The sequence below is a fragment of the Vibrio brasiliensis LMG 20546 genome, assembly GCF_000189255.1.
Classification (GTDB): Bacteria; Pseudomonadota; Gammaproteobacteria; order Enterobacterales; family Vibrionaceae; genus Vibrio; species Vibrio brasiliensis.
On the sequence record NZ_AEVS01000081.1, the window covers coordinates 113,329 to 138,851 of the forward strand.

General features: G+C 46.6%; 25 protein-coding genes and 1 pseudogene. 12 read left to right on the forward strand and 14 right to left on the reverse strand.

Annotation, left to right across the window (positions count from 1 at the left end):
- Positions 1 to 160: 160 nt before the first annotated feature.
- The 3 genes from RH46_RS16070 to RH46_RS21870 form a co-directional block, all read right to left on the reverse strand.
- Entirely contained in the window at positions 161 to 1,531 is a 1,371-nt protein-coding gene (locus RH46_RS16070) for a YjiH family protein (protein WP_006880567.1), read from the reverse strand.
- Positions 1,532 to 1,771: 240 nt separating this feature from the next.
- A complete protein-coding gene (locus RH46_RS16075) occupies positions 1,772 to 2,437 on the reverse strand; it encodes a YoaK family protein (protein ID WP_006880568.1) in 666 nt (221 codons plus the stop codon).
- 89 nt (positions 2,438 to 2,526) lie between these two features.
- Positions 2,527 to 2,934: a GFA family protein gene (locus tag RH46_RS21870; RefSeq protein WP_006880569.1), complete on the reverse strand. Its 408-nt coding sequence runs from the start codon at positions 2,932 to 2,934 to the stop codon at positions 2,527 to 2,529.
- A gap of 224 nt (positions 2,935 to 3,158) precedes the next feature.
- On the opposite strand from RH46_RS21870, the gene RH46_RS16085 reads away from it, so the two are divergent.
- From RH46_RS16085 to ompW, 4 genes and pseudogenes are all read left to right on the forward strand, one after another.
- Positions 3,159 to 3,617 carry a hypothetical protein gene (locus RH46_RS16085; protein ID WP_241210064.1) on the forward strand — a complete coding sequence of 153 codons (459 nt, stop codon included), beginning with the start codon at positions 3,159 to 3,161 and terminating at the stop codon, positions 3,615 to 3,617.
- A 92-nt stretch (positions 3,618 to 3,709) separates the two neighbouring features.
- Positions 3,710 to 4,008, forward strand: a pseudogene (locus RH46_RS16090) (isoamylase early set domain-containing protein).
- A gap of 202 nt (positions 4,009 to 4,210) precedes the next feature.
- Positions 4,211 to 5,464, forward strand: a complete 1,254-nt coding sequence (locus tag RH46_RS16095) for a peptidoglycan DD-endopeptidase ShyA (protein WP_040896050.1) — start codon at positions 4,211 to 4,213, stop codon at positions 5,462 to 5,464.
- Between the two features lie 192 nt (positions 5,465 to 5,656).
- Positions 5,657 to 6,334, forward strand: coding sequence for an outer membrane protein OmpW (gene ompW, locus RH46_RS16100; protein WP_040896051.1), 678 nt, complete (start codon positions 5,657 to 5,659; stop codon positions 6,332 to 6,334).
- 64 nt (positions 6,335 to 6,398) lie between these two features.
- Here the strand turns inward: ompW and ppsA are convergent, their stop codons facing one another.
- The gene (gene ppsA, locus RH46_RS16105) at positions 6,399 to 8,786 is read right to left on the reverse strand and encodes a phosphoenolpyruvate synthase (RefSeq protein ID WP_086013142.1); all 2,388 of its coding nucleotides are present in this window, start codon (positions 8,784 to 8,786) and stop codon (positions 6,399 to 6,401) included.
- Between the two features lie 156 nt (positions 8,787 to 8,942).
- Here ppsA and ppsR point away from each other — a divergent pair, with 156 nt between their 5' ends.
- Positions 8,943 to 9,776, forward strand: coding sequence for a posphoenolpyruvate synthetase regulatory kinase/phosphorylase PpsR (gene ppsR / locus RH46_RS16110; RefSeq protein WP_006880575.1), 834 nt, complete (start codon positions 8,943 to 8,945; stop codon positions 9,774 to 9,776).
- Between the two features lie 413 nt (positions 9,777 to 10,189).
- Entirely contained in the window at positions 10,190 to 12,157 is a 1,968-nt protein-coding gene (locus RH46_RS16115; RefSeq protein ID WP_006880576.1) for a glycoside hydrolase family 19 protein, read from the forward strand.
- A gap of 69 nt (positions 12,158 to 12,226) precedes the next feature.
- On the opposite strand, the gene RH46_RS16120 is transcribed toward RH46_RS16115, so the two are convergent.
- The 7 genes from RH46_RS16120 to RH46_RS16150 all read right to left on the reverse strand — a co-directional run bounded on the left by RH46_RS16120 (position 12,227) and on the right by RH46_RS16150 (position 17,577).
- Positions 12,227 to 12,970 carry a substrate-binding periplasmic protein gene (locus tag RH46_RS16120; RefSeq protein WP_006880577.1) on the reverse strand — a complete coding sequence of 248 codons (744 nt, stop codon included), beginning with the start codon at positions 12,968 to 12,970 and terminating at the stop codon, positions 12,227 to 12,229.
- A gap of 65 nt (positions 12,971 to 13,035) precedes the next feature.
- The gene (locus RH46_RS16125) at positions 13,036 to 13,818 is read right to left on the reverse strand and encodes a heme ABC transporter ATP-binding protein (protein ID WP_006880578.1); all 783 of its coding nucleotides are present in this window, start codon (positions 13,816 to 13,818) and stop codon (positions 13,036 to 13,038) included.
- A complete protein-coding gene (locus RH46_RS16130) occupies positions 13,818 to 14,855 on the reverse strand; it encodes a FecCD family ABC transporter permease (protein ID WP_040896033.1) in 1,038 nt (345 codons plus the stop codon). The genes RH46_RS16125 and RH46_RS16130 overlap by 1 nt, the downstream gene beginning before the upstream one ends.
- Before the next feature lie 13 nt (positions 14,856 to 14,868).
- Positions 14,869 to 15,714 (reverse strand): heme/hemin ABC transporter substrate-binding protein, encoded by an 846-nt coding sequence (locus RH46_RS16135; RefSeq protein WP_006880580.1) that lies wholly within the window; start codon positions 15,712 to 15,714, stop codon positions 14,869 to 14,871.
- A gap of 11 nt (positions 15,715 to 15,725) precedes the next feature.
- Positions 15,726 to 16,139, reverse strand: a complete 414-nt coding sequence (locus tag RH46_RS16140; protein WP_006880581.1) for an ExbD/TolR family protein — start codon at positions 16,137 to 16,139, stop codon at positions 15,726 to 15,728.
- Positions 16,139 to 16,834 (reverse strand): MotA/TolQ/ExbB proton channel family protein, encoded by a 696-nt coding sequence (locus tag RH46_RS16145; protein WP_006880582.1) that lies wholly within the window; start codon positions 16,832 to 16,834, stop codon positions 16,139 to 16,141. The genes RH46_RS16140 and RH46_RS16145 overlap by 1 nt, the downstream gene beginning before the upstream one ends.
- Positions 16,834 to 17,577, reverse strand: a complete 744-nt coding sequence (locus RH46_RS16150) for an energy transducer TonB (protein WP_006880583.1) — start codon at positions 17,575 to 17,577, stop codon at positions 16,834 to 16,836. The genes RH46_RS16145 and RH46_RS16150 overlap by 1 nt, the downstream gene beginning before the upstream one ends.
- A gap of 256 nt (positions 17,578 to 17,833) precedes the next feature.
- Between RH46_RS16150 and hutX the strand changes: the two genes are divergently transcribed.
- The 3 genes from hutX (at position 17,834) to RH46_RS16165 (ending at position 19,496) form a co-directional block, all read left to right on the forward strand.
- The gene (gene hutX, locus RH46_RS16155; protein ID WP_006880584.1) at positions 17,834 to 18,337 is read left to right on the forward strand and encodes a heme utilization cystosolic carrier protein HutX; all 504 of its coding nucleotides are present in this window, start codon (positions 17,834 to 17,836) and stop codon (positions 18,335 to 18,337) included.
- A 37-nt stretch (positions 18,338 to 18,374) separates the two neighbouring features.
- Positions 18,375 to 18,905: a heme utilization protein HutZ gene (hutZ, locus tag RH46_RS16160; RefSeq protein ID WP_006880585.1), complete on the forward strand. Its 531-nt coding sequence runs from the start codon at positions 18,375 to 18,377 to the stop codon at positions 18,903 to 18,905.
- Positions 18,906 to 18,974: 69 nt separating this feature from the next.
- Positions 18,975 to 19,496: an ATP:cob(I)alamin adenosyltransferase gene (locus RH46_RS16165; RefSeq protein WP_006880586.1), complete on the forward strand. Its 522-nt coding sequence runs from the start codon at positions 18,975 to 18,977 to the stop codon at positions 19,494 to 19,496.
- 65 nt (positions 19,497 to 19,561) lie between these two features.
- Here RH46_RS16165 and RH46_RS16170 read toward each other — a convergent pair whose 3' ends face one another.
- The gene (locus RH46_RS16170) at positions 19,562 to 20,113 is read right to left on the reverse strand and encodes a DUF924 family protein (protein ID WP_006880587.1); all 552 of its coding nucleotides are present in this window, start codon (positions 20,111 to 20,113) and stop codon (positions 19,562 to 19,564) included.
- A 247-nt stretch (positions 20,114 to 20,360) separates the two neighbouring features.
- On the opposite strand from RH46_RS16170, the gene vapB reads away from it, so the two are divergent.
- The gene (vapB, locus tag RH46_RS16175) at positions 20,361 to 20,594 is read left to right on the forward strand and encodes a type II toxin-antitoxin system VapB family antitoxin (RefSeq protein WP_006880588.1); all 234 of its coding nucleotides are present in this window, start codon (positions 20,361 to 20,363) and stop codon (positions 20,592 to 20,594) included.
- 13 nt (positions 20,595 to 20,607) lie between these two features.
- On the forward strand, positions 20,608 to 21,009 hold the full coding sequence (locus RH46_RS16180; protein WP_006880589.1) for a type II toxin-antitoxin system VapC family toxin: 402 nt from the start codon (positions 20,608 to 20,610) through the stop codon (positions 21,007 to 21,009).
- 153 nt (positions 21,010 to 21,162) lie between these two features.
- Here RH46_RS16180 and RH46_RS16185 read toward each other — a convergent pair whose 3' ends face one another.
- Both RH46_RS16185 and RH46_RS16190 read right to left on the reverse strand, forming a co-directional pair.
- Positions 21,163 to 22,440, reverse strand: a complete 1,278-nt coding sequence (locus RH46_RS16185) for an NAD(P)/FAD-dependent oxidoreductase (protein WP_006880590.1) — start codon at positions 22,438 to 22,440, stop codon at positions 21,163 to 21,165.
- 29 nt (positions 22,441 to 22,469) lie between these two features.
- Entirely contained in the window at positions 22,470 to 23,864 is a 1,395-nt protein-coding gene (locus tag RH46_RS16190; RefSeq protein WP_006880591.1) for a glutamine synthetase family protein, read from the reverse strand.
- 320 nt (positions 23,865 to 24,184) lie between these two features.
- On the opposite strand from RH46_RS16190, the gene RH46_RS16195 reads away from it, so the two are divergent.
- Entirely contained in the window at positions 24,185 to 25,516 is a 1,332-nt protein-coding gene (locus RH46_RS16195) for a glutamine synthetase family protein (protein WP_006880592.1), read from the forward strand.
- The last annotated feature ends 7 nt before the right edge of the window (positions 25,517 to 25,523 follow it).

Sequence of the window (25,523 nt, forward strand, 5' to 3'; positions counted from 1 at the left end):
TTAGACATATATCAGTAAGTATATGATGAGATTTGATGTAATTAAACGCTTTTCCCTAAACATTGAGAGCACAAATCGGCTTGATGAACCTAAGTAGCAAAATAGAAACAACAAAGCCCCGGAAATGGGGCTTTGCTTTCTCAATCAATACTGCACTTGGTTAGAAAATCAAGTGAGCCACGCCTGCAATCACAGGTAGAGTGATCAGAGTACGTAGGATAAAGATTGCGAACAGTTCGAAAATGTTAACTGGAATACGGCTACCTAGCAGCAGTGCGCCCACTTCAGACATGTAAATCAGCTGAGTAACAGACATGGCTGCGATAACAAAACGAGTCATCTCGTTGTCAATCGATGCTGCCAGAATTGCTGGAATAAACATGTCAGCAAAGCCTACAACGATGGTTTCTGATGCAGCGACGGCTTCAGGTACACCAAGAAGTTCCAGGAATGGGATAAACGGCTGACCTAAGAAGCTAAATACTGATGTGTATTCAGCGATGATCAGTGCGATAGTACCCAGGCCCATCACGACAGGTAGTACACCGAACACCATGTCGATAGCATTGTGTACGCCTTCACGGAATACGCTCTTAACCGACTTCACCTGGCTCGCTTTGTTTAGTGCAAGCTCCATACCCCAAGAGAAGCTTGAGTGTCCTGCTGGGATTGCATCCGCGTCTTCACTTGGCTTAGTGCCATCGATGAAAGTATCTTTCTTGTAGCTCAATGGAGGAAGGCGAGGAATGATCACTGCCGCCACAATGCCTGCTAGACAGATAGCGCCGTAGAAAGGCAGGAACAGATGCTCTAGCTCAACTTGCGCGATAACGACTAAGCTGAAAGTAATAGATACAGCAGAGAAAGTCGTACCAACAACCGCTGCTTCACGCTGAGTATAAAATTTGTTTTCGTACTGCTTACTGGTAAGCAGAATACCAACAGAACCATCACCTAACCAAGATGCCATACAGTCAATTGCGCTGCGGCCAGGAAGGTTAAATACAGGACGCATGATCTTGCTTAGCAGTGTACCAAACAGCTCAAGAAGGCCAAAGTTAAGTAGAAGAGGGAGTAGCAGGCCTGCAAAAATGAACACTGAAAACAGAGTAGGTAAGAGTCCTTCCAGAACTAGACCACCGGTATTTTCTTCCCAGATAGCTTTAGGGCCAATCTGGAAAAAGGTCATAAGTACCGCTGCGCCACCGATTAGACGAACGGCTAACCAAAGAGGGCTTGGGTTAAACAGACTGTTGAGGAAATTGCTGTTGGCAACAAATGCCGGCGTTTTTATACGGCATAGCAAAGAAGCAACGGCCATAAATGCAATGATCGATGTGACCATAGCAACAAGGTAGTCACCAAAAACGGCTTGAATTGACTTGGCCAATACCGCAACAGGGATGGTAATGTCTCCCTGATAGGTGATTGGTGCCATAAAGACAAATAGGCCTAGTAAGGATGGAATAAAGAACATCCAAAAGTTGCCTTTGCTTTTCTCTTGTTTCATCGTTTGTGCGCTGTTTTGCATAAGTTTCTCGAGTTACAACTAGTGTAATACCTAAACCGGCATGGCTGGAATAGTTATTCACTAAACATCCATATATTATCAAATCTGCGCAAGATTAATGGCTTTCCATAGCTCTTGCAATACTATTCAATAAAAATCGCTAAATATTCAACGTAAAATGTCAGTTATTTTGCCGTTGATGGTTAAATGTGTCGGGGATGTTAAATTGTTTGCTCTAATGTTTCAAGTATCAATTGTAGTCTATTTGGCTGGGTGGCGGTTGGAGATGAAGAGCCAGTAAGTGATAGCAAGGCATAGAGCCAGAACAATCGGGGCGATGAGAGCGCCGATTGCATAGTATGCGTACAGCTTGGCACCTATGGTGCCGCCGGATAAAAATCCAAAGAAGATGAACATGAACAGTTTTGCTTTACGGTAATCGAATGACTCTCCGCGCAGCTTGGCGCCAATCATGATGCCCAGATCGGTAATAATACCGGTCATATGAGTGGTTCGGACAACGGCTCCGCTAAATGTTGTGATCATCGCATTCTGCAGACCACAGGCGGCAGATGCCAAATACTGGCCAGCTTTTACATTGTCTTTAAGCAGCAAATACGCACCGAACAAAAGCAGGCTCTCAAAGCATAGTGCGACGCCGTAACGTCGTCCGAGTTTCAGTGCGGTACTTTCGATAAACAGACCACTAATAACGGCGCCAATAAGAAAACTAAGTACAACAAGCAGGAGGTGTCCAGTTTGTTGATCAAAGGCTTCAATTGTCGTCCCAAGCAGAGTAACCGTCCCCGAAATGTGGGAGACAGCCTGATGTTGAAAACCGAGCAGTCCGATTGCATTGACAATGCCAGCAAGTAAGGCAAGTAGAAAGGCTCCGTATTCTACCCAGCGTGGAAGTTTGGAAATCAAAAGGTGCTCCTTAGGTTCAAGGCGCAATTATAGAGCGAGTTAACCTTTGTCGATAGAGAAAAACCACGCCAAAATTTGATCAAAAATAATTAAAGGTAGTGTTCCATTTGGCAATCAAATTTGACCCAGCCATGTTTTCTCTCTTCATAGACAGAAAAGCTCGGTGTGGGCAGATCCTGTTCGTTAAACACTCCGATAGGAACAACCAGGAAGTTAGGGGCTGAATGGAGGCGAAGCAACATAGTCGTACTGCAGCGAGGGCAGAACAAATAGCTCACTTCATTACCGGAATCACTGATCCGAGAATACTCAACCATATCGCCACTAAAGGAGACTTGTTGTTTGCTAAAACGAGCTTGAACGCCAAATACGCTGCCGGTCCTTTTCTGGCACTCAAAGCAATGGCAAACGGAGGTGCGCTCCGGTTCACCACGACAAACCAGATTTACTTGCCCGCAACTGCAATCGGCCATTCTGATTTTCTGCTGTTGTTCCATTTTATCTCCTTACTCTAGCCTGTTAACATGCTGACTGTTTATGTGATGACTTCAAGAAGACTTATAGCCCGATGAAAAAACGCCTGTTGCCAATACCTCTTATCCTTTTGATTCCAGTTGTATTACTAATAATAGTCGCTGTAGCCGGAATATATCGTTTTAGCCTTTCAGATGAAGAAATTTTAGCCAAGTTTCCAAGCCAACAGCCACAAACAAACGTAATTATGCAGTCTGTTTTTAACATTAAGACAGTCAACCCGTGGACAGTAAAAGTACCTGATAGTAGTGCATTTACCTTTATTGACCATATGGAGAACCCTCCGATTGCAACAGGTTCCTATGAAGATGGCGCAGAACGAGGCACGGTTTCAGTCAATACTAAGCAAATGGTTAAACTTGATGATACCACCTACGCTGTGGTTCTTTCAGTCAGTAACCAAGGCTCTGGCGTGTTCTACTATCTAGCCGTGTCCAAGTATGATCAGTTCAGACAGCGCATGGTGGTCAAACAGTCGGCGCTGTTGGGTGATCGCGTTAAGGTTACTGATCTTACTGCTGTTGATAAAATGATAACTATAAAGCTTTTGGAACGTGAAGCTGGTCAGTCGATGGCCGAGGAACCGTCACAAATAACCACTATACTTTTCAAGTTAACTGAGCAAGATAGCTTAGAACTGCGCTGAGGACGTAAATTGAAACCTACGCGCCATAAGATAAATTGAACTAGCCTAACCCGTTATGAGATGGAACTTAATTGTTGTTAATGGAGTGATATATGATCAATAAGCGTTTTTTAAAACCAAGGATGAAGTTGAAGTGACGTTTGAGCTCTCGGCGGACGGGGTTGGGCACAGTGTAGAAATCGTTGCTGACTTTTTAGACTGGCAACCGATAGAAATGAAAAAAGTCGCGAAGTCAAAATCGTACAAATTTAAGACTCGTTTGCCTAAGGATCAGGAGTTCGAGTTTAGGTACTTGATAGACAAAGAGAAGTGGATCAACGATCCTGCTGCAGATCTTTATCGCCCAAATGGCTTTGGTGAGGATAATGGATTAGTGTCCACTTATCAGTAAAGCCTGACAGGCGAAAAGAAGATTTAGACAAAAAACAAACAGGCGCGATCAGCGCCTTTTTGTTGCAAACCTGACAATCGAAAGGTGACAAATCTAAGACAAGTTTGTACTCTTAGGCCTTTGTTTATTTCGATTAATAGGTCAAATTGTGCAAACTAGAAGTTTGAAGTCTCGCTTCCAAGAGCTATCTAGGCCGAAAAAGCTGATGGTATTGAGTTTACCGATCCTCGCGGCAATCGCGGTTTCGAGCTCACCGCAACATGGTCAATACCAGCGCACCATTGATCTTTCCCTCCCTGACTCGACATTGGTCGATCACTTGATGACCGACACTGATGTGGCGCAAGATGTGCCGGACTACGAGTACGTCATTCAAGCGGGTGATAACCTAAGCAGTATTTTTAATCAGTTGGGCTTTGGCTACAGTGAACTGATGAAAATCATGGAAACCGATCTTAACTACCTTGCGTTAGATACTCTTAAACCGGGTAACACTCTGCGATTCTGGCGAGATGAAGAAACCAAATCGCTAGCTAAGATGGAACTTGAGTTTAGTTTGGTTGAGCGCGCGGTATATACCCGGGTGGGCGATGGTGACTACGAGTTTACCGACGTTAAAATTCCAGGTGTGTGGAAACCTTTCGCATTAGTTGGCGAAATTAATGGCAGCTTTTCTCAGTCAGTCAATGCACTGGGTTTAGGTAAGAGCGAGATAGAACAGGTAGTCAGCTTACTTAAGGATAAGGTTAACTTTGCTCGTGACTTACGTGCAGGGGATAAGTTTGAAGTGGTTCAGTCTCGTCAATACGTCGACGAGCAACTTACCGGCAACCGTGAAATCCAGGCGATCAGGATTTACAACCGCGGGCGAGTTCTTTCCGCTTACCTACATAGTGATGGTCAGTATTACGATTACAATGGCGACAGCCTGCAACGAGCTTTCCAGCGTGAGCCAATTACTGGCCGCTACCGCTTAAGTTCGAACTTTAACCCTAACCGTAAGCACCCTGTGACGGGACGAATTTCCCCTCACAATGGTACCGACTGGGCTGTGCCAACAGGGACACCAATCGTATCAACAGGTGACGGTGTGGTGGTTATGACGCGTAAACACCCTTATGCCGGTAACTATGTGGTGATCCAGCACGGCAGTCGCTACAAGACTCGTTATCTTCACCTGAGCAAAATTCTGGTGCGTAAAGGGCAGAAAGTGTCTCGCGGTCAGCGGATTGGTTTGTCAGGTGCAACCGGTCGTGTGACTGGGCCGCATATTCACTATGAATTGATCGACCGTGGGCGTCCTGTCAATGCGATGAAAGCGAACATTCCAATGGCCAACTCCGTGCCTAACAATCAGATGGCGAGCTTTAAAATCCGTCGTGATGAATGGAATGCAATGCTGAAGCAAAGAGAGATAGAACTCGCCAGTCAGCCTCAGACAGAGACAACCAGTTAACCAAAAGCTCCTTCGGGAGCTTTTTTTATGCGTGATGAACATAAAAGTTGCATTACATAAATGTCACCAATGTTGCAAATTTTAGTGATCGCTGAAATAAAAAAGATAAATCAATACTCAATAACTTTCACAAATTGATTTCCCTCAATTTTGTAGGGTTTTAATGTGCTACTTTTCTGCGCAAATAATTCTATAAAACAAAACCCTACAAAAGGATTTCATAATGAAAAAACACTTTTAAGCCTTACCGTCTTGGCCACTCTCGCTTCTGCTAATGCTTTTGCTCATAAAGAGGGAGAGTTTGTTGTACGTGGTGGATTAGCAGCCGTCGTACCAAACGACAGCAGTGGCAATGTGCTGGATACTCCTGGAAGCTCTTTTTCAGTTGACTCAAACGTACAGCTTGGTTTGACTCTTGGCTATATGATCACTGATAACATCAGTTTTGAAGTGCTAGCGGCAACGCCGTTTTCGCACAGTATCTCAACTAACCTACTTAATCTGGGTGAAGTAGCGGAAACTAAGCACCTGCCACCAACCTTTATGCTGCAGTACTACTTCGGTGAAGCAGAAAGCGACATCCGCCCGTATGTAGGCGCTGGTATCAACTACACTGTCTTCTTCGATGAAGAGTTAAATGGAACAGGTACGGCTGCAGGTCTAAGTAACTTGTCACTGGATGATTCTTGGGGTCTGGCAGCAAACGTGGGCGTAGACTACATGCTTAACGATGACTGGTTCTTAAACGCATCAGTTTGGTATGCCGATATCGAAACAACAGCAAAATACACCGCGGGTGGTCAAGAGTACTCTACTGACGTGACTATCGACCCATGGGTATTTATGATTGGCGGCGGTTACAAGTTCTAATCTGAATCTGGCTTTAGATTTAAAAAAGGCTTCCAAGTGGAAGCCTTTTTACTTTCTGTAGTGGTTACTTGCTAACTTTACCTAGCTTCAACCAGGTATCAATCACCGTATCTGGGTTGAGTGAAACTGAGCTAATGCCTTGCTCCATCAACCATTCAGCTAAGTCTTCATGGTCAGATGGACCCTGACCACAGATACCGACGTATTTACCCGCTTTCGTTGCCGCATCAATGGCCATCTTAAGCATCGCTTTAACCGCCGGGTTGCGCTCATCAAACAGGTGAGCGACATCGCCAGAGTCACGGTCAAGACCAAGGGTAAGCTGAGTCATATCGTTTGAACCGATAGAGAAACCATCGAAGTACTTCAAGAATTCATCCGCCAGAATCGCGTTTGATGGCAGCTCACACATCATGATAACTTTCAGACCCTGATCGCCACGGCGTAAATCGAATTTAGCCAGTAAATCGATAACCGAAGCCGCTTCGCTCGGAGTACGGACAAATGGGATCATGATTTCAACGTTCTTCAGACCCATTTCATTACGTACACGCTTAATCGCCTGCGTTTCCAGCTCGAAACAGTCTTCGAATACCGGAGAGATGTAACGAGAGGCGCCACGGAAGCCAAGCATCGGGTTCTCTTCGTGAGGTTCATAACCCTGACCGCCAACTAAGTTGCTGTACTCGTTAGACTTGAAGTCAGACATACGAACAATCACACGCTGTGGCCAGAAAGCCGCTGCGATAGTCGCGATCCCTTCGGTTAGCTTGCTCACGTAGAAGTCGATCGGATCCTTGTAACCACGGATGCGTTGAGTAATTTCTGCTTTAAGCTCATCGCTTTGCGCATCAAAGTTCAACAGAGCTTTCGGGTGAATACCAATCATCTTGTTGATGATGAATTCCAAACGAGCAAGGCCGACACCTTCGTTAGGGATCTGCGCGAAATCGAAGGCACGATCCGGGTTGCCGACGTTCATCATCACCTTGGTTGGCAGCATTGGCAGCTCATCAACAGAAGAGCGTTTCACTTCAAACTCAAGCTCGCCCTGATAAACGTAACCGGTTTCGCCTTCGGCACAAGATACTGTCACCGTTTCGCCATCCGTCAGGCCACTGGTTGCGTTACCACAGCCAACAATAGCTGGAATACCAAGCTCACGGGCAATGATTGCTGCGTGACAAGTACGGCCGCCACGGTTAGTCACGATCGCAGAGGCTTTCTTCATCACTGGTTCCCAGTCAGGGTCAGTCATGTCTGTGACTAAGACATCGCCTTCCTGTACCAGTGACATTTGGTCTAATGAATCGACCAGACGCACTGGGCCAGAACCGATACGCTGACCGATGGCACGACCTTCAATCAGAACCTGCGCTTTATCGTTTAACTCGTAACGCTCAATAACATTCTGCTCGCTCTGAGAACAAACCGTCTCTGGACGCGCCTGAACAATGTATAGTTTGCCGTCGATGCCATCTTTTGCCCACTCAATATCCATTGGACGTTGGTAATGCTTCTCGATGATCATCGCTTGCTTAGCCAGTTCCTTGATCTCTTCATCGTTAAGAGAGAACTGGTTCTGCTCTTGTTCAGAAGTATCGATAATGTCTACCTGCTTGCCGATCTCTTGGTTAGTTGAGTAGATCATCTTGATCAGTTTCGAACCAAAGGTCTTCTTAACGATGGCTTGTTGACCTGCTTCAAGCATTGGCTTGTGAACGTAGAATTCGTCCGGGTTTACTGCACCCTGAACAACCATTTCACCCAGACCCCATGATGAGGTGATGAAAACCACTTGGTCAAAGCCTGACTCAGTATCCAGAGTGAACATTACCCCAGAGGATGCTTTATCCGAGCGAACCATGCGCTGGATACCCGCTGATAGGGAGATCCCACGGTGGTCGAACCCCTGGTGGACACGGTAAGAGATAGCACGGTCATTAAACAGTGATGCGTAAACATGTTTCGTTGCTTCAAGGACAGCATCAATACCTTTCACGTTAAGGAAAGTCTCTTGCTGACCTGCGAATGAAGCATCAGGTAAATCTTCTGCAGTTGCTGAAGAACGAACAGCGACTGACAGCTCTTCATTACCTGCAATGAGTTCTTGGTAGTTATCACGTATATCCTGCTCTAGATCAGCAGGGAAGGGGGCTTCTAAAACCCATTGACGGATGGTAGCGCCTGTCTTACGCAGAGCTTCTACATCATCAACGTCCAGTTCATCAAGCAGTTGATGTATGCGGTCATCCAGTCCTTCGTAATCTAAGAACTGGTTAAACGCGTAGGAAGTGGTCGCGAATCCATTTGGTACAGAAACGCCAGCATTAGCGAGGTTAGAAACCATTTCACCAAGCGAAGCATTTTTACCGCCGACTTTGTCGACATCTTCCATCGATAGGCCATCGAACCAGAGGGTGTTGTTTTGCATGTCTTTCTCCAGAAACATTGCAGCTTTGTAGGGAGTGGGCAAACGATTACGTAAAAGCTGAAAAAAATTCACAAGGAATTTCTAAAGCTGTGGGGGCCGTAACAGCAACCCGGGTTTTATTATCGATATTATGGCTACTATCCTACTCAAAAGAATTTTAAAGTTTAAAATAAAATGCAAATTGATATTCAAAGTCGTGATGTATTCTATGTTTCTGATGGAACCGCGATAACATGTGAAACGTTAGGGCACGTTGTTCTGGGTCAATTTCCCTTTAAAGCGAACGAAAAAACGTTTCCGTTTGTCGAAAGTGAAGACAAGTTGGCTGAATTGCTAAAAGAGATTGAAGCCTCGTATGACCGAAATGGTGTTAAACCTCTGGTGTTCTTCTCGATGGTGATTCCGGAACTACGTAGCAAACTGCTTGCTTCTAACTCTTATGGTTATGACGTATTAGAAAGTATCGTTCAGCGGGTTCAGGACGACACTCAAATGAAACCCAAACCTAAGCTTCAGCGCTCGCGCAGTGTCAGCAAGGATTCAGATAAGTACTTCGACCGTATTGCCGCCATTGAATATACATTAGCGCATGATGATGGAATTACTCTTAAAGGACTTGAAGAGGCGGACATTATTTTACTCGGTGTCTCTCGTAGCGGTAAAACACCGACTAGCCTCTATATGGCAATGCAATTTGGTTTAAGGGTGGTGAACTACCCATTTATTGATGATGATTTACGTCGATTAAAGCTGCTGCCTGAGTTTGAAATTCATCGCCATAAGCTGTTCGGCCTGACCATAGATCCTGAACGTTTGACTGAGATCCGTGAAAACCGTCTGGCGGGAAGTGATTATGCAAGCAATGAACAGTGTTTGCATGAGCTGCAAACTGTTGAAGCTCTGTTTCGCCGCGAAGCTATCCCGTACATCAACACATCCTCATTGTCTGTCGAGGAGATCTCTACCCGTGTTTTAGAGCGCTCTGGATTGCGTCGTCGACTTCTGTAACCCTCTTTGTGGCAGCGTTTCAATCTTCCATTTGGAATGCTGCCTTGTTCGAAGCTTTTATCCCAGTCGCTTAGCTCTCAGCGACGCCGCTATTTGACTGTTGCACGCATATATATAGTCAATGCAAAACCTCTCAATATTTATTGCTATCAATGGTATCTATTTGATTTTGCTTCAAAATAAATTAAAGGATTACCGCCTGTTTACTACTTATTCTGAAACAAGGTCATAGTTTGTTGAAAGTCAATTCTTACAGGTTTGGATTACTTGATGTCATCCGCAAAACTGACCGTTAAGGGTCAATAGGATAGCGGCTGAAATGGTCTCGGAGCGGCTTGCATTAAAACTCCACCATTTCGTCCGCAATAGTGCGGCGAACCATATAAGGTTCAATTGTCTAATAAGGATTGATAATGATTAAAAAAAGAAGCGTGCCTTTAGCAGTGGGGGTGATGGCGACGGGTCTTGTGCCAAGCATAGCTCTCGCAGAAACCTATGATATCAATTTGAGTCAGTTACAGGCCGACGAGCAAGAGATTATCGCTCAGGCACCTGAGGGCTTGGCATTGGTTCAGGAGTCGATAGAGACTTTAGATAACGATGTGGTTGAAGCGATTACCGTTAACTCACCTTCGAATCCGGAGAACGTAAAACGTGTCGAGTCGATCGTTTCTGAGCAACAGTGGGAGTTCTTGTTTCCAGAACGTCACCAGAACTACACCTATCTCAATTTCCTTAAAGGGGTGGGAAAATACCCAGCATTTTGTGGCACTTACAGTGATGGAAGGGATTCAGACGCGATTTGTCGTAAATCTCTGGCCACTATGTTTGCCCATTTTACTCAAGAGACTGGCGGCCATAATGCTTACAGCGAGAATCCACAATGGCGTCAAGGCTTAGTCTATCTAAGAGAGATTGGCTGGGATGAAAATACGCCCGGAGGCTACGGAATTTGTGACTCAGGATTGTGGCAGGGGCAGGCGTATCCTTGTGGAACATTCCCGGATGGCTCCAATAAGAGTTACTTTGGTCGAGGGGCTAAACAGCTCAGTTACAACTACAACTATGGACCTTTCTCATACTCAATCTATGGCAATGTTGAAAAGCTACTTAACGAACCTGAGTTAGTTGCCGATACCTGGTTGAACCTTGCCAGCGCGGTGTTCTTCTATCTCTATCCCCAACCTCCAAAACCAAGCATGCTGCATGTTATGGATGGTACTTGGCAGCCAAATCAGGAAGACCTGAATAACGGCTTGGTGCCAGGATTTGGTGTGACAACTCAGATCATCAATGGTGGTGTTGAGTGTGGTGGCTCTTCAGAGCATCAACAATCGTTGAATCGAATCGAGTACTACCGTGAATTTGCTTCATATCTTGGTGTTGACGTACCAGAAGATGAAGTTCTGGGCTGTGCGAGCATGAAGCAGTTTACCGAATCAGGCGCTGGTGCGCTGCAAGTCTACTGGGAGCAGGATTGGTCCTGGACTCCGGATACGCCAAGCGGTGAAGTCTACAAGTGTCAGCTTGTTGCCTATCAAGGTCCATTCTCTGCTTTTATTGATGGTGATTATGTAAAATGTGTCGATAACAAGTTTGATGTCAACATTATCGATGATAGTGGCCCGCAGCCTCCAGTGGCGGATGCAGGAAGTGATGTCACCTTATACTCAGACAATAGCAACGTGACTCTTGATGGTAGTGGTTCCCAAAATGGTAGCAGCGAGAGCGTAACTTATCAGTGGACTCAAGTTTCACCATCGGCGCCTACTCTGACGATAACGAATGCGGATCAAGCTTCTGCATCTGTAGTCGTACCTCCGGTAGACAGTGACGTGCGTTTTGAGTTTAGTCTCACAGTGACCAACAGCGACGGCGTTAGTGACTCAGATACAATGGCGATTAACGCTCAGCCAATGCCAGGTAATTTCCCTCCTGAAGTTACCCTTAACGCACCTGAAAGTGCTACCGCTGGTGGTGTCGCGCAGCTTAGTGTATCGATTGACGATGTCGATGACAGCTCGTTCAACATTGTTTGGAACTCGGCAGAGAGCATTCAGTTGGTAGTGGCGGATGACAATTTATCTGCGAGCTTTACAGCACCAGATGTGGCGGAAGTAACGTCTGCAACTGTATCTGTTGAAGTGACTGATTCGGCCAACAATGTTGTGACTGAAAGCAAAACCATCACTCTTCAGCCTCAAGGCGGAGCCTATCCGGCGTGGCAACTTGGTCATGCATATAACGAAGGGGATTTGGTGACAGAGCAAGGGGTCAACTACGAGTGTAAAAAGTGGCCAGTGACAGGCTGGTGTGGTGCGAATGAAGTGTACAAACCAGGTGAAGGCCTTTACTGGCAAGAAGCGTGGATTCAGCACTAATCGCAGCATACAACTAAACAAAAATGCATGCCGTCCAAATTGGGCGGCATTCTATTATTGATCCGCTGACTACTGAGCGGAGTGTTTAGCCTGCATACTGGTAAGGTAGGGATCGAGCGTTGCTTTTAGCTCGGCTTTGGCAGGAAACTTTTTAGAAATCAGCATATAAAATTTATGGGGGCGCATATTCGGTACCACTTCAGCAACCAGATTGTCCTGAATGTAATCAATGCCCCAAACCGATTTAATCCCATCAATGATCTCCACCCAGTTAAGGTACACCTCGCAACCGCCTCGTTCCAACATATCCAAAGCATCTTTAACTGAGTTTCCGGCTCGGATGATGTTGTTGAGATTAAAGTCGGTGTAGTTATAGCCGTGATTGCCACAGACTTTGTAATCGGTTAGCTCCTTAACATCGCTGATGGTCAGTCCTTGAGGGAAGCGATCCAATGAGTAAATATAGTAGGGTGTAATGCTATAGTACCACTCAGTATAAAGATAATCTCTATCTCTGTCTGTGTTGTACGAAGAACTGACTGCCAAATCAAATTCTCCCATTTTTGTCCCTCTGAGACAACGGGACCAAGAGGTCATAGTGATGTCATAGCTGATCCCATTTTTCATCAGGGCTTCGTCAAGAATCTCAATGTCATAGCCGAGCGTTTGTTCATCTATTACGTAGGTGTAAGGAGGCCAGTCGATAGCATCACCACAGACTTTTACATGGGTTAAGCTTGTATTGTGTGCGTGGCTTATATTACTTGTTAGTGCGGTGAAACAAGCGATGATTATGACCGTAAACCGAAGCATCTTTGACTCTTCCTTAAACGCAATAACCTGAGTATAGCTAAGGTTTTCTAACCTTTCGAACTAGATTAAGCAGCTGGAAATATCATCGGAAAGTTTAGTGTCGGATGAGGTGAGACGATTGAATCATAACCGTAAACTTTTTTGATTAAATCAGAGTTCAGTGCTTGCCATGGCGTAGCGTCGCAGACAATTTTGCCCTGATCCAATACAACCAGTCGATCGGAATATTGTGCAGCAAGGTTTAAATCATGTAGTACCACGACAACGGCAGTTGAAAATTCATCAGCAAGTCTACGGGCAATCTTCAGTGTATTGTGCTGGTGGGCTAAATCCAGAGCAGAAGTAGGCTCATCCAGCATCAGTATCTTTTGATGTTGTGCCTGATCGAGTTGCACCAATACTCGCGCAAGATGCAGGCGCTGTTTTTCTCCACCGGATAATGAGGGATAGAGACGCTCACTAAGATGGCTGACATCGGTCATCGCCATATACTTACGAGCAAGTGCCTGAGCCTCTTTAGTAGGAACATTAAGCGGAATGGCACCCAGCTCAACGACTTCATGAGCAAGAAACGGAAAACTCAGCGTGCTGTGCTGAGGGAGCATCCCCAGATGTTTTGCCAGATCTTCAGGCAGCCACTGCTGACGCGGACGGCCAAAGTAGCGGATATCGCAGCCCGAAGGAATTTCTCCACACAATAGTTTTAGCAGGGTACTTTTGCCTGCCCCGTTCGGGCCTAACAGCGTGGTTACTTCACCTGCGCGAAGCTCGATATTGATCTCTTCGAGTACTGTCCGGTTACCAAATGTCATCGAAACATGTTTTGCGGATAAAACGGTGTCATGCATCAGAGGATCTTTCCTTTTTGCTGGAAGAGCAGATAGATAAAAAAGGGCGCGCCGATAAGGGCCGTAACAATACCGACAGGCAGCTCTGCGGGGGCGACCACTACACGAGAAAACATATCGGCCAGAGTGAGAAGCAGTGCCCCCATCAAGGCTGAAATCGGTAGTAAGGTGCGATGATCGGGTCCGGAGAGCATTCTGCCCAAGTGGGGAATAACCAGACCAATAAAGCCAATCATACCGGACACACTGACTGTCACCCCAACGCCTACTGCAGTGAGTAGGATCAGTTGACGCTTTAATCTCTGTACTGGAATGCCTAGGTGCGCCGCTTCTGCCTCACCAAGCAACAGTGCGTTGAGGGCCATTGCTTTGCCAGTGAATATTGTCATCAGCAAGAGCAGCGTAGTCGCGCAGAGTAGGATGCCAGACCAGTTAGCGCCAGCCAGAGAGCCCATTGACCACAAGGAAAGATCGCGCAGCATCTGATCATCGGCGACAAAACTCATGTAACCAATACCGGCGCCAGAAAGTGCGCTGATAGCTACTCCTGCTAGCAACATAATTGTCACTGAGGTCCCCATTTTGCTGGTACCGAGTTTATAGACCAATACGGTAGTCAGTGCTCCGCCAAGAAAAGCAAACACTGGCACCGCCGCTAAGTTCATAAACTGAGGATATTGCTGACTAACCTCTGCAAACAGAACGATGGCGAGTGCTGCACCCAGGGAAGCTCCGGCTGAGACCCCGATGATCCCAGGTTCGGCAAGAGGATTTCGAAATAGCCCCTGCATCACGGTGCCACATAAGGCCAGTATTGCGCCGACCAACATACATAATAGAGTGCGCGGGAAGCGTATTTCATGAATCACAAGGTTGATATGAGGAGCTAGCTGGTCCGATTGCAAAAGCAAGCTTTGCACGCTGTTCCAGAAGCTAATATCCATCGGTCCGACCGTGATAGAGCTAATGCCGGTCACGGTCAGAACGAGGCTGCCAAGGACGATGGCAGCAGGAAAGGGGAGTCGACGCATTAACATAACCTGGATGTTGTTATCTCAGTAGCGCGCTCAGGCGTTCGGCTTCTGACAGGCTTTTTAAGCCCAGACCACCTACCAGAGCGCGGCCATCGATTTGGATGATCCGTTTGTTTTGCCCCGCTGGCGTTGCAGCAAGCATCGGCATTTTTGCCACAATCTCATCTGCGCCACCGAGTTTGTTATAACTTCGTCCACTGACCAGAATTACATCCGGCTGCATGTCTACAATCGCTTCTGTCGAAAGAGGTTTGTATGATTTAAGTTGATTCGCTGCAGGGTTACGAGCGCCTGCTAGATCGATGATGGCGTCTGGCGTGGTGTCGCGACCAGCTACATTTGCCGGGCGGCCTTCATGGATCAGTAAGAACAAGACTTTGGGAGCTGACTTGTCATCCATTTTATTGCTCCCCAGAGCGGTAATCTGATTTTCGATTTTCTGCTTCAACGCCGCAGCTTGCGATTGGGCATTGAGCAAAGATGCGATTTGATCTACGCGCAATAGCAGCCCCTCAGGTGTAGGCTCGGTATTGACAACATCGACTTCCACCCCAGCTGAGCGCAGCTGATTTAACGTGGTGTCCGGCCCCATTTCATCTGAGCCGATTAAACGTGTTGCCCCCAGAGCTAACAAGCCCTCAGCGGAGAGCTGTCGGTGATAGCCAATCTTAGGTAGCGTAAGTTCAGCTGGCAGTTCACTGGTGACATCGACCGCTACAAGCTTTTGTTGCTGCCCGAGTGCTACTATCAGCTCGGTCACCGCGCTGCCTGCACTGATGATTCGTTCATTGGCCAATGAAGCAGAGGCAATAAAACACAGTGACAATGTGGTAAGACGATTGATAAGGGCTTTCTTATTCATAGTTAACTCGATTATTTAGACTCTTCCGTGAGCAGTTGGGTAGCCTGGATACCGTTTTGCTGCAGAAACGCGAGCAATTTCACCAGATGCTGAACATCTGCGGTTTTATCAGCGCCAATTACTATTGGTTGTTGGTTGGTTTTGTGCTCTTCAAGCAGTGCAAGAGTGAAGTTTTCCCAGTCAATATACGCTTTACCGTCAATTGCCCAGTGAGGTTGTGACTCAAGGATGTTGACCGTCAAAGACTGGTTTTCCACTTCGGACACCACAGGTGAATCGACCGTTGGTAAATCAACCTCAAGTGAGTCGAGCTTGACCGCGGCGGTCAACATCAGAAAAACCATGACGATAAAGATGATGTCGAGCAGTGGCGTTAAGTCTGGCACCAATGTGTTGCGGTTGTCTGTTTGCGCTACTTTGATCATTAACTCGCCTCGACGCTTGGATCGCTCGGTAGCACAGCAGCATCGGTTTGCTTAGTCATGACCTGCGGAATACTCATGCCTTCAAGCCACAGGTTAACGTAGTTTAATGTGTGCTCCAGTTTGGCCATCACTCTGTCTGCCCATAGCCCAAGCAGTTGTGCGCCAGCAATAGCGGGTAGGGCGATAATCAGTCCGGCTGCGGTAGTTCGCATCGCAATGCCGAGGCCATCAGCAAGATCATTCGGGGTTATGTTGCCCGAGGAAGCGGCAACGCCTTTAAACATCTCAATCAGACCTAATACAGTACCGAGTAAACCAATCAAAGGAGTGATCACACCGATGAGTGACAACAGGCGCAAACCCGAATTGAGCTGATGACGCTTCTCTTGCAACCACATACCCGCCGCGTCTTCTCGGAGTGTCTTCGCGAACGTATGGTGAGCCAGTAACATTGCGACCCCCTTATAAAGTAATGGGCGACGCGGCGCTAACGCCTCTGCCAGAGCGGCAATTTGTTGCGTGTTGTCGGGATGGATCTTCTCAAGCTCGGCGCGAATGGCTCGTTTCCCGACCCCTAAACTGATGATGACCTGAAAAACTCGCTCAACAATGATCATCAAAGTAAGGCCTGAGCAGATAACGAGAGGCCAGGTCATTAGCCCAAGCTGTTGCTGTAATTGATTTATTTGTTCCATTATCGATCCAATTTAAAACGAACAGGGATTTGAATACGGTGGGCGACACGTTGCCCATCGATAGATTGAGGGGAAAACTGCCATTTCTTGATCGCTTCCAATGCAGATTTATCGAGAATAGTGGCACCAGATGAAGAGATAAGAACCTGTTTAACCTGGTTGCCACTCTCATCAAGCCACACCTCATACATAACCACACCCTCGATACCACGCTTTTTCGCCATTCGAGGGTACTTTGGGGGAGCAGGGCGGTTTAAAAATGACGCTTTGGTCAGCATGACTGGCTGCGAAGTAATGCCCTTGTTGACCACTTGGCTTGGTGCCTTGACGTTCGTCGGTGGTTGCTTAGACTCGGCGATGGGTTTTGCCGGTCGCTGAGATTCAGGTTTACGCTTCACCGTTTGCTGAGGCTTAGGTTTGCTCACCACACGCTGTTTTTTAACTACAGATTGCGCAGGCTGACTGGCTACGGCTTTTTTCGGTTTAGTGGTCGGCTGTTTAACGATTTTCTTTGCTTTTGCGGGGGCAGCTTCAACTGGCTTCGCTTGGTTTTTCGTTACCGGTTGAGTGGCAGGTTCGACGCTGGGCGTTACGCTCGCCATGGTTTTGAAGTTAAGTGAAACTGAGTTGGACTGGCTGCCCACTGGCATAGCAAACGCTTTAGGCTCTTGCATGACGACGACTAACGCAGCATGCGCGGCAAAAGAAAGTCCACCGGCAATGACGTATCGTTTGATGTTCACCCTATCTCTCCGTCTAACCATATTGTTCAACCTGAGCTCGATTATTGCGTACAATGAAAATAAGATCAATTATCAATTGCATTCTTATTTGTGCCAATCTATGATCTTTGCCCTCAGTTAAACGTGAAGTAGAAAGACGTTAGTCGATGAAAGCCAAGTTTGGAGAATCCCTTTTCCCAGACGAAGATAAAGGTACTAAAGTCTAATAAGTAGATAACGTCTCCCTCCGGAATGAGGGGAAAATCAGGGAAAGGTTATGCTCGAACTCAAACAGCAAGTTGCTCAGCTTATGGAGCAAGAACCCACATTACTTCCAGTCGAAATGGCTGAGAAACTGAATGTATCCGAATTTCAAATTGTCGCTTCTCTGCCTGAAGAGATGGTGACGTTAGTGGCCGGTGAACAGGCGCAAATGATCCTTGAGAAGCTGGTTGGTTTTGGTCCAGTGACAACCATTGTTCATTCGTTTGGTTCAATTTTTGAGGTCAAAGCGCCTTTCCCTAAAGGAAAGGTTGCCCGAGGTTATTACAACTTAATGGGCAAAGAGGGGGAACTAGATGGTCACCTTAAGCTCGAACATATCAAGGATGTCGCGCTGGTCAGTAAACCCTTCAGAGGACGAGAAAGTCACTATTTTGGTTTCTTTTGTCCCGAAGGGAATAATATGTTTAAAGTCTACTTGGGGCGTGATGATAAGCGCCAGTTATTGGCACTCCAGGTAGAGACGTTCAAACGCTGGCAGCGCGAGTTAAGCCAATAGTCGATACAGAATAACAAAAGAAAGTTAGGAGTCTTAAATGGATCAACAAGTTAAGCAGGAGCGTTTGCAAGGCCGCTTAGAACCTGAGATCAAAGAGTTTCGCCAAGAGCGCCGCACTTTGCAGCTTGCGACTGTGGATGAGAACGGGCGCCCAAATGTCAGCTATGCCCCATATGTACAAAATCAGGATGGCTACTTTGTTTTGATCTCTGAAATTGCTCGTCATGCGCGCAACCTGCAAGTAAATCCAAATGTATCGATTATGATGATTGAAGATGAAGACAGTTCGAAACAGTTGTTTGCTCGTAAACGTCTGACCTTTGATGCGGTTGCTTCGGTCGTACCGCGCGACAGTCAGCAGTGGCAACAGGTCATTGCTCAGATGCAGGGGCGTTTTGGTGAAATCATTGAAGGCCTGAGTCAGCTTGAGGACTTTGTCCTGTTCAACCTGAAAGCTGAGAAAGGGCTATTTGTGAAAGGTTTTGGACAGGCCTATCAAGTGTCGGGTGATGACTTAGTGGACTTTGTGCACCTCGAGCAAGGGCATAAAAAGGTTTCCAACCAGTAGCTTATCGGATAGCTTAGAAGATAATGAAGGAGCCATGATGGCTCCTTTGTGTTTTATTGAGGAAAAGTGATGCGTCCCGTTAGCAAAGACCACGGAGAGATCTGTTACCCATTTATCTACGAAGATAGTCCGGTGTGCGATTTTGAAATCGCCAGTGATGAGTTGTGCAGCCGAATTGGTTTAGTGCTGACGTATGAACTGGATGATGTGAGTCGCGATATCTTGAGTCGCGTTCAGCCCAATGTCTATCACCTCAATGGTTCCGTGCGGGGCAAAATGGCGATTGATGAACAGATTCTTGCCGAGCTTTATCAAGACTACAATTTGCTGCGAGATAAGCTTGAAGGCGGCTTCAGAGGTTTCGTGTTACCAGGAGGGCACCCAGTTTCAGCAGAGTTACATCTGTGTCGAACCCAAGCTAAAAAAGTGGTTCGCGCTCTGGTTGCTGTTGAACACTCTGGTAAAAAGTCGCCTGACCCGATTCTATTTCGCTATGCCAATTTACTTGCCAACATCATGTACGCACTGGCGTCCTACACCAACCGCATTCATCAGGTTAATGAAGTGGAATTTGTCAGCCGTAGTTATTAGCAGCGAAAGTGAGGGGAAGTGCCCTGGAGAATAGGGCACCTTGTTGCTGCACAGGGTTCTTGCGCTTAAAAGCTTGAGCCGGGCTGAGTTAAAAATTCGATTTCCTCTGCGCTACTCACGCGACCAAGGATTTCATTACGATGAGGATAGCGGCCAAAGCGGTCGATAATCACCTTGTGTTTGAGCTCAAACTGATAGTTGTTTTCCATACCGTCGACATTAAAAAGTTCCACTGCCTGCTGGTGGATCAGCTTAGATTCACTGTGCATAAACGGCATGTAAAGGAAACTGCGCTTGATGGTCTCCAGCTCTTGATCGAGCTTGAGTTCAATCGCTTGCTGAGCAAGGGCCAATGCCAGTGGATCCTGAGCGAACGCTTGCGCGCTATTGCGATAAATATTGCGTGAAAACTGGTCAAGCACAATCACTTCTGCAAGACGGCCTCGCGCGGTCGTTCGCCAATGGAATAGCTCGGATTGAGCGGCACTTTCTAGCAAAGGTTCAAAGCGAGACCGAATCAGCGCGTCAATATCCGGGTTGCTGACAAACCAATCCTTCGCTTCTAATTCGTGAAACCAAAATTGCAGCACATCGTCTGAGGTGGGCAGTGTACTCATAGCCGTTTTCCATCTGTTAGGGTGTCAGTAGATGATGGATAACAGTGAACTTGATTGCAATAGCATCAGAAAAAATTGTCCATCACCTCGTTATTTGGGTTACATCTTTAAACCAAGACTCGCTGTTTAGTTCCACTCTGTTCTGTCGCGGAGTTAGCAGATTTAGTGATGATACTTTCATATGCTTGACATATGTCATGAGCTGCTCATACTGTACATATGTTGAGCATATGCTAAGGCCGATGTTATGAGAACAGTCTCAATATTTAAAAATGGCAAGAACCAAGCGGTACGATTGCCGAAAGACTTTGAGTTTGAAGGTGTGAATGAACTTGAAATTTATAAAGAGGGCGACGTGATCACCTTGCGCCCAGTACGCCCGGACTGGCTATCATATGGGCAGCAACAGCAAAGTGATGATGACTTCATGACGAACCGTGAAGATGTGATTGTGGACGAAGGACGATTCAATTTTGAATAGGAAAATTAATTACATGCTCGATTCATGTATTTGTTCATTCATTATGAGGGAGCAACCTATTGAAATACTGAAAAAACTTCAGTCGGTGGTCGGCAATCAACATCGAATTGTTATTTCAGCGATTACCTATCAAGAAATGCAGTATGGTTTGTTGGGTAAAAAAGCCTCTCCCAGGCATGTTGTGTTAGTGAATGAATTCCTTAAACGTGTTGATGAAATCTTACCGTGGGACAAAGCGGCTGTTGACGCAACGACTGAAGTTAAGCGTGATCTCATGGAAAAAGGTACACCTATTGGCAATAACGACACTGCTATTGCGGGTCACGCGATCTCTAAAGGGTGTGTGTTAGTCACCAACAATACCAGAGAGTTTTCTCGGGTATCAGGTTTAGTTTATGAGGACTGGGTGAATTAGACGTATTGGTGTCTGCTAAATTCTGGCTATTACAATGTTTGCGCACTGTCATTGGCAAGCAGGCGTTGGTTGGGATTGAATTCTACTCGTTACAAGATGGACGAAAGCGAGCACCGAAGTCCTCGCTTTATAAGATAGTTAACACCTTGATAGTTACAGCATGTCGCGAATTCGGAAGTAAGACATGGCCAATACCAGAGCCGGGGTGCGGAACAGTCTTCCGCCCGGGAATGGGTGATGGGGAATCTTGTCGAAAATCGCAAAACGCTCTGCGGTGGTCGCAATACATTCCGCCATTAAGGTGCCTGCCATCCCTGTCGCTGCAATGCCGTGGCCGGAAAAGCCTTGGGCAAAATAGACGTTCGGTTTGATGCGACCAAAGTGTGGTGCTCGGTTTAGGGTGATGGCGACATTACCGCCCCAGGCAAAGTCGATTTTTGCATTTTTAAGCTGTGGGTAGATATCGACCATGCGCGATTGCATTGCTTTTTCAAGATTGAATGGTGCAACCCCAGAATAGCTAACGCGGCCGCCAAATAACATACGGTGGTCACCTGAGCAGCGGAAGTAGTCCAGAACAAAGTTAATGTCACAGGCAGAGATATGGTCTTTCATCAATTGACCAGTCACCTCTTCACCTAAGGGTTCAGTAGCACAGATATACGTGCCCACCGGCATAACACGGTTTTCCAGCTTAGTCTCTAAACCATCCATATATGCGTTACATGCTAGCACTACGTGGTTTGCTTCTACGGTACCGTGTTCAGTAAATAGGGTCGCAGGATCGCCATGTTCAATCTTTTTACATTCACTCTGTTCGTAGAATTCAACCCCTGCTTCTTTAGCTGCTTTAACCAGACCAAGTGTGTAGTTAAGAGGGTGAAGATGGCCGCTGTTAGAATCGAACATACCGGACGTATAGCGATCACTGGCAATATGTTCACGTGTCTGCTCCTGATCCCATAATTCTAGAGAATGGTAATCGTAGTTTTCTCTCAGATCGTCATACCAGGCTTTAAGCTCACGATCGTGTCGTGGCTTAACACCTAAGTGAACCATGCCGTCGCGCCAGTCACAGTCGATATTGTATTTCTTAATATTGCCTTTAGTTAAGGTAAGAGCGTCAACCGACATATCCCAAAGTTTACGCGCGTCTGATTTGCCCACCAGTTTTTCAAGGGTGCTTTGCTCAGATGCCCAGCCAAAAATCGCCTGACCACCACTACGACCCGACGCGCCCCAGCCAACTCGTTTTCCTTCAAGAACGATGACTTTGAAACCACGATTGGCAAGTTCAAGTGCTGCTGTTGCACCAGTAATACCTGAACCAACTACACAAACATCTGCCTTGTGTGCGCCTTTTAACGTCGGAAAATCGAAGCTGTGATTCGCTGACGCTGCGTAGTAAGAGTTCGTGTGCTTTGCTTTCATAGCTTTGTCCTTAAAACTAAAAGTTGAACTTACTTGTACCATTGGTACTCGAGTGGGGATACCTGAGCAGAGAAGTGCTCTTGCTCATGTTGTTTGTTGGCTAGGTAGATCTTGCAGAACGCTTCACCAAATGCCTCTTTAAAGAAGCTGCTCTGGTCAAATAGCTCTAAAGCTGCCGCCCAAGACGTAGGAACCGAAGGCGCATCTACCAAAGTAGCATCGCCTTCAATAGGTGCTGGTGGTAGCTGTTGGCGTTCAATACCATCAAGAATGGATGCCAGGATAACCGCAGTGGTTAAGTAGGGGTTAACATCCGCGCCAGACAGGCGGTGTTCGATACGGCGGTTGCTGCTCTCACTGGCCGGAACGCGAACCGCGACGGTGCGATTGTCCCAACCCCATGTGGTTTGCAGTGGTACAAACATGTTTGGTTGCAGACGACGGTAAGAGTTGGCGTTCGGTGCCAGAACCGCCATGCTTTCATCCATATGATTGAGGATGCCAGCGATGGCATGAAGCAGAGTATTTTGATCGTCAGCGAAGATATTCTTGCCATCTTTATCAAGCAGACTGACATGTACATGGCAGCCATTACCCGCATGCTCGGTATAGGGTTTGGCCATAAAGTTAGCGTAAAATCCGTGTTTTTTCGCGACCGCACGTACCACTCGTTTTAACAGCATCGCCTGATCACAGGCCAGCAGTACATCGCTGCTATGACGTAAGTTGACCTCAAACTGTCCGGGAGCATACTCAGCAGTAATGTTGTCAGCTGGAATATTCTGCGTTTCACAGGTTGCGATGACTTCATCGAGAAACGCTTTGAATTCATCGAGCTCGTCAAGAGAGTAGACCTGAGTCTGAGTCATTCGTTCGCCACTGAGAGGCATGATTGGTGGCTGCGGTTGACCATCTGCATCCGGTTTTAAATCTTGCAGGTAGAACTCCAGTTCTATCGCGACACAAGGTGTTAACCCACGCTGAGCAAACTTGTCCAGCTGACCTTGTAGAACATGGCGTGGGTCGGCAAAGAAGGGCTGCTGGCTATCAGGTTCATACATAGTGACAATTGCCTGGGCACTGTTTTCTAGCCAGGGGGTGAGCTGCAGAGAACTGTCGACCAGCATACACAGTCTGTCGCCATCGCCTTGTTCGAAGCCCAAACCTGTTTCCTCTACCGTTTCGCCACAGATATCTAATGCGAAGACAGAAGCAGGTAAGCATATTCCCTGCTCAGAGATCTTATCCAGTTGAGAGGCGTTAACTCGTTTACCACGGATAACACCGTTAATATCAAACAGCATCAGATCGACTGTGGTGACCAGAGGATTCGCACGGATGAACTGTTCGATCATATTGGCAGCACCGTGAACTGAGCGTGCATCTTGTGTTGTGGTAATAGTTTGTTTGACTAGCTCGTTCATTGTTTATTCGCTTCCTTAAGTTGATTACCGCTTATGGGAGATGGGCAAGTGCGTCCTTACTTTCCTTCGCGTGTTCAGCAACACGTTAGCCATATTTTGTCGATAACAATCTTACTCATAGTTGATGAAAAAACATCCAACGCACGATATTACCCTTACACAACGTTTAGTAAAACACAACACTGTTGTTAATTATTTGTAAAATCTAGCTATCAAATTATCAAAATAATTAACATTTGTGGTTGACATTTAACCAGTTCAAGGTCAATCCTATTCCAAGTCGCTGACAAATTTGTCGCCAAACAATAGGTGAAGTATTCATGGAAAAGATAACTAAGTGGATTGAAAGTAATAGGATTACTGAGGTTGAATGCCTGATCCCAGACATCACTGGTAATGCGCGTGGCAAGATAATGCCTGCTAAAAAGTTTCTTCGAGAGGGAGGTATGCGCCTTCCCGAAGCGGTTTTTTTCCAAACAGTAACTGGTGACTGGCCTGATGACGAAAGCATGATTGATTTAACAGAGAAGGACATGCTTTTGGAACCGGACCCGGATACGATTCGTTTTGTTCCCTGGACTAAAGAGCCGACAGCGCAGGTCATCCACGATTGTTACACTGTGGACGGTGACCCAGTCGATATCTCACCCCGCGCCGTATTACGCCGTGTATTAGATCTCTACAAAAAAGAAGGCTGGAACCCAGTTGTGGCTCCAGAGCTCGAATTCTTTTTAGTTAAGAAGAACCTCGATTGGGATTACCCACTTGAACCGCCAATTGGTCGTAACGGTCGCCCTGAAACGGCTCGCCAGTCTTTCAGTATCGATGCAGTTAACGAATTTGACCCGATTTTTGAAGACATGTACGACTACTGTGAAGCGCAGGAGTTGGACGTAGACACTTTAGTTCATGAATCGGGCGCAGCTCAGATGGAACTGAACTTTGACCACGGTGAACCCCTCGATAGAGCCGATCAGGTGTTCTTGTTTAAACGCACGGTTCGTGAAGCTGCGCTTAAACATGATGTTTATGCGACCTTTATGGCGAAGCCGATGGAAGATGAACCGGGCAGTGCGATGCACATCCACCAAAGCCTGGTTGATAATAACGGTAAAAATCTGTTTGCTAATGACGATGGTTCTAACAGCGAACTGTTCCTCAACTATATCGCGGGTATGCAGAAATATACCCCAGCTGCGATCTCATTCTTTGCACCTAACGTCAACTCATACCGCCGTTTAGTATTCGGTGAATCTGCACCGACTAACGTTGCTTGGGGTGAAGACAACCGTACGGTAGGTCTGCGTGTTCCTATCTCTGAGGGTAATGCTCGACGCATTGAGAACCGCTACGCCGGCGCTGATGCCAACCCTTATCTGGCGATGGCGTTGACTCTGGCGTGTGGCTATCTGGGCATGAAAGAGAAGCTGACACCGACAGAGAAAAGCACCGGAGACATGACAACTGAGCCGTACTCGTTACCACATACTCTTGAAGATGCTTTGGTACTACTTGAGCAAAGTGACGAGCTACGTGAAATCTTAGGGGATCGCTTTGTTTCGGCTTATGTCGCCATTAAACGCAAAGAGTACAAGACATTTTTCCAAGTGATCAGCTCTTGGGAACGTGAGTTCCTATTGCTGAACGTATAAATCATGA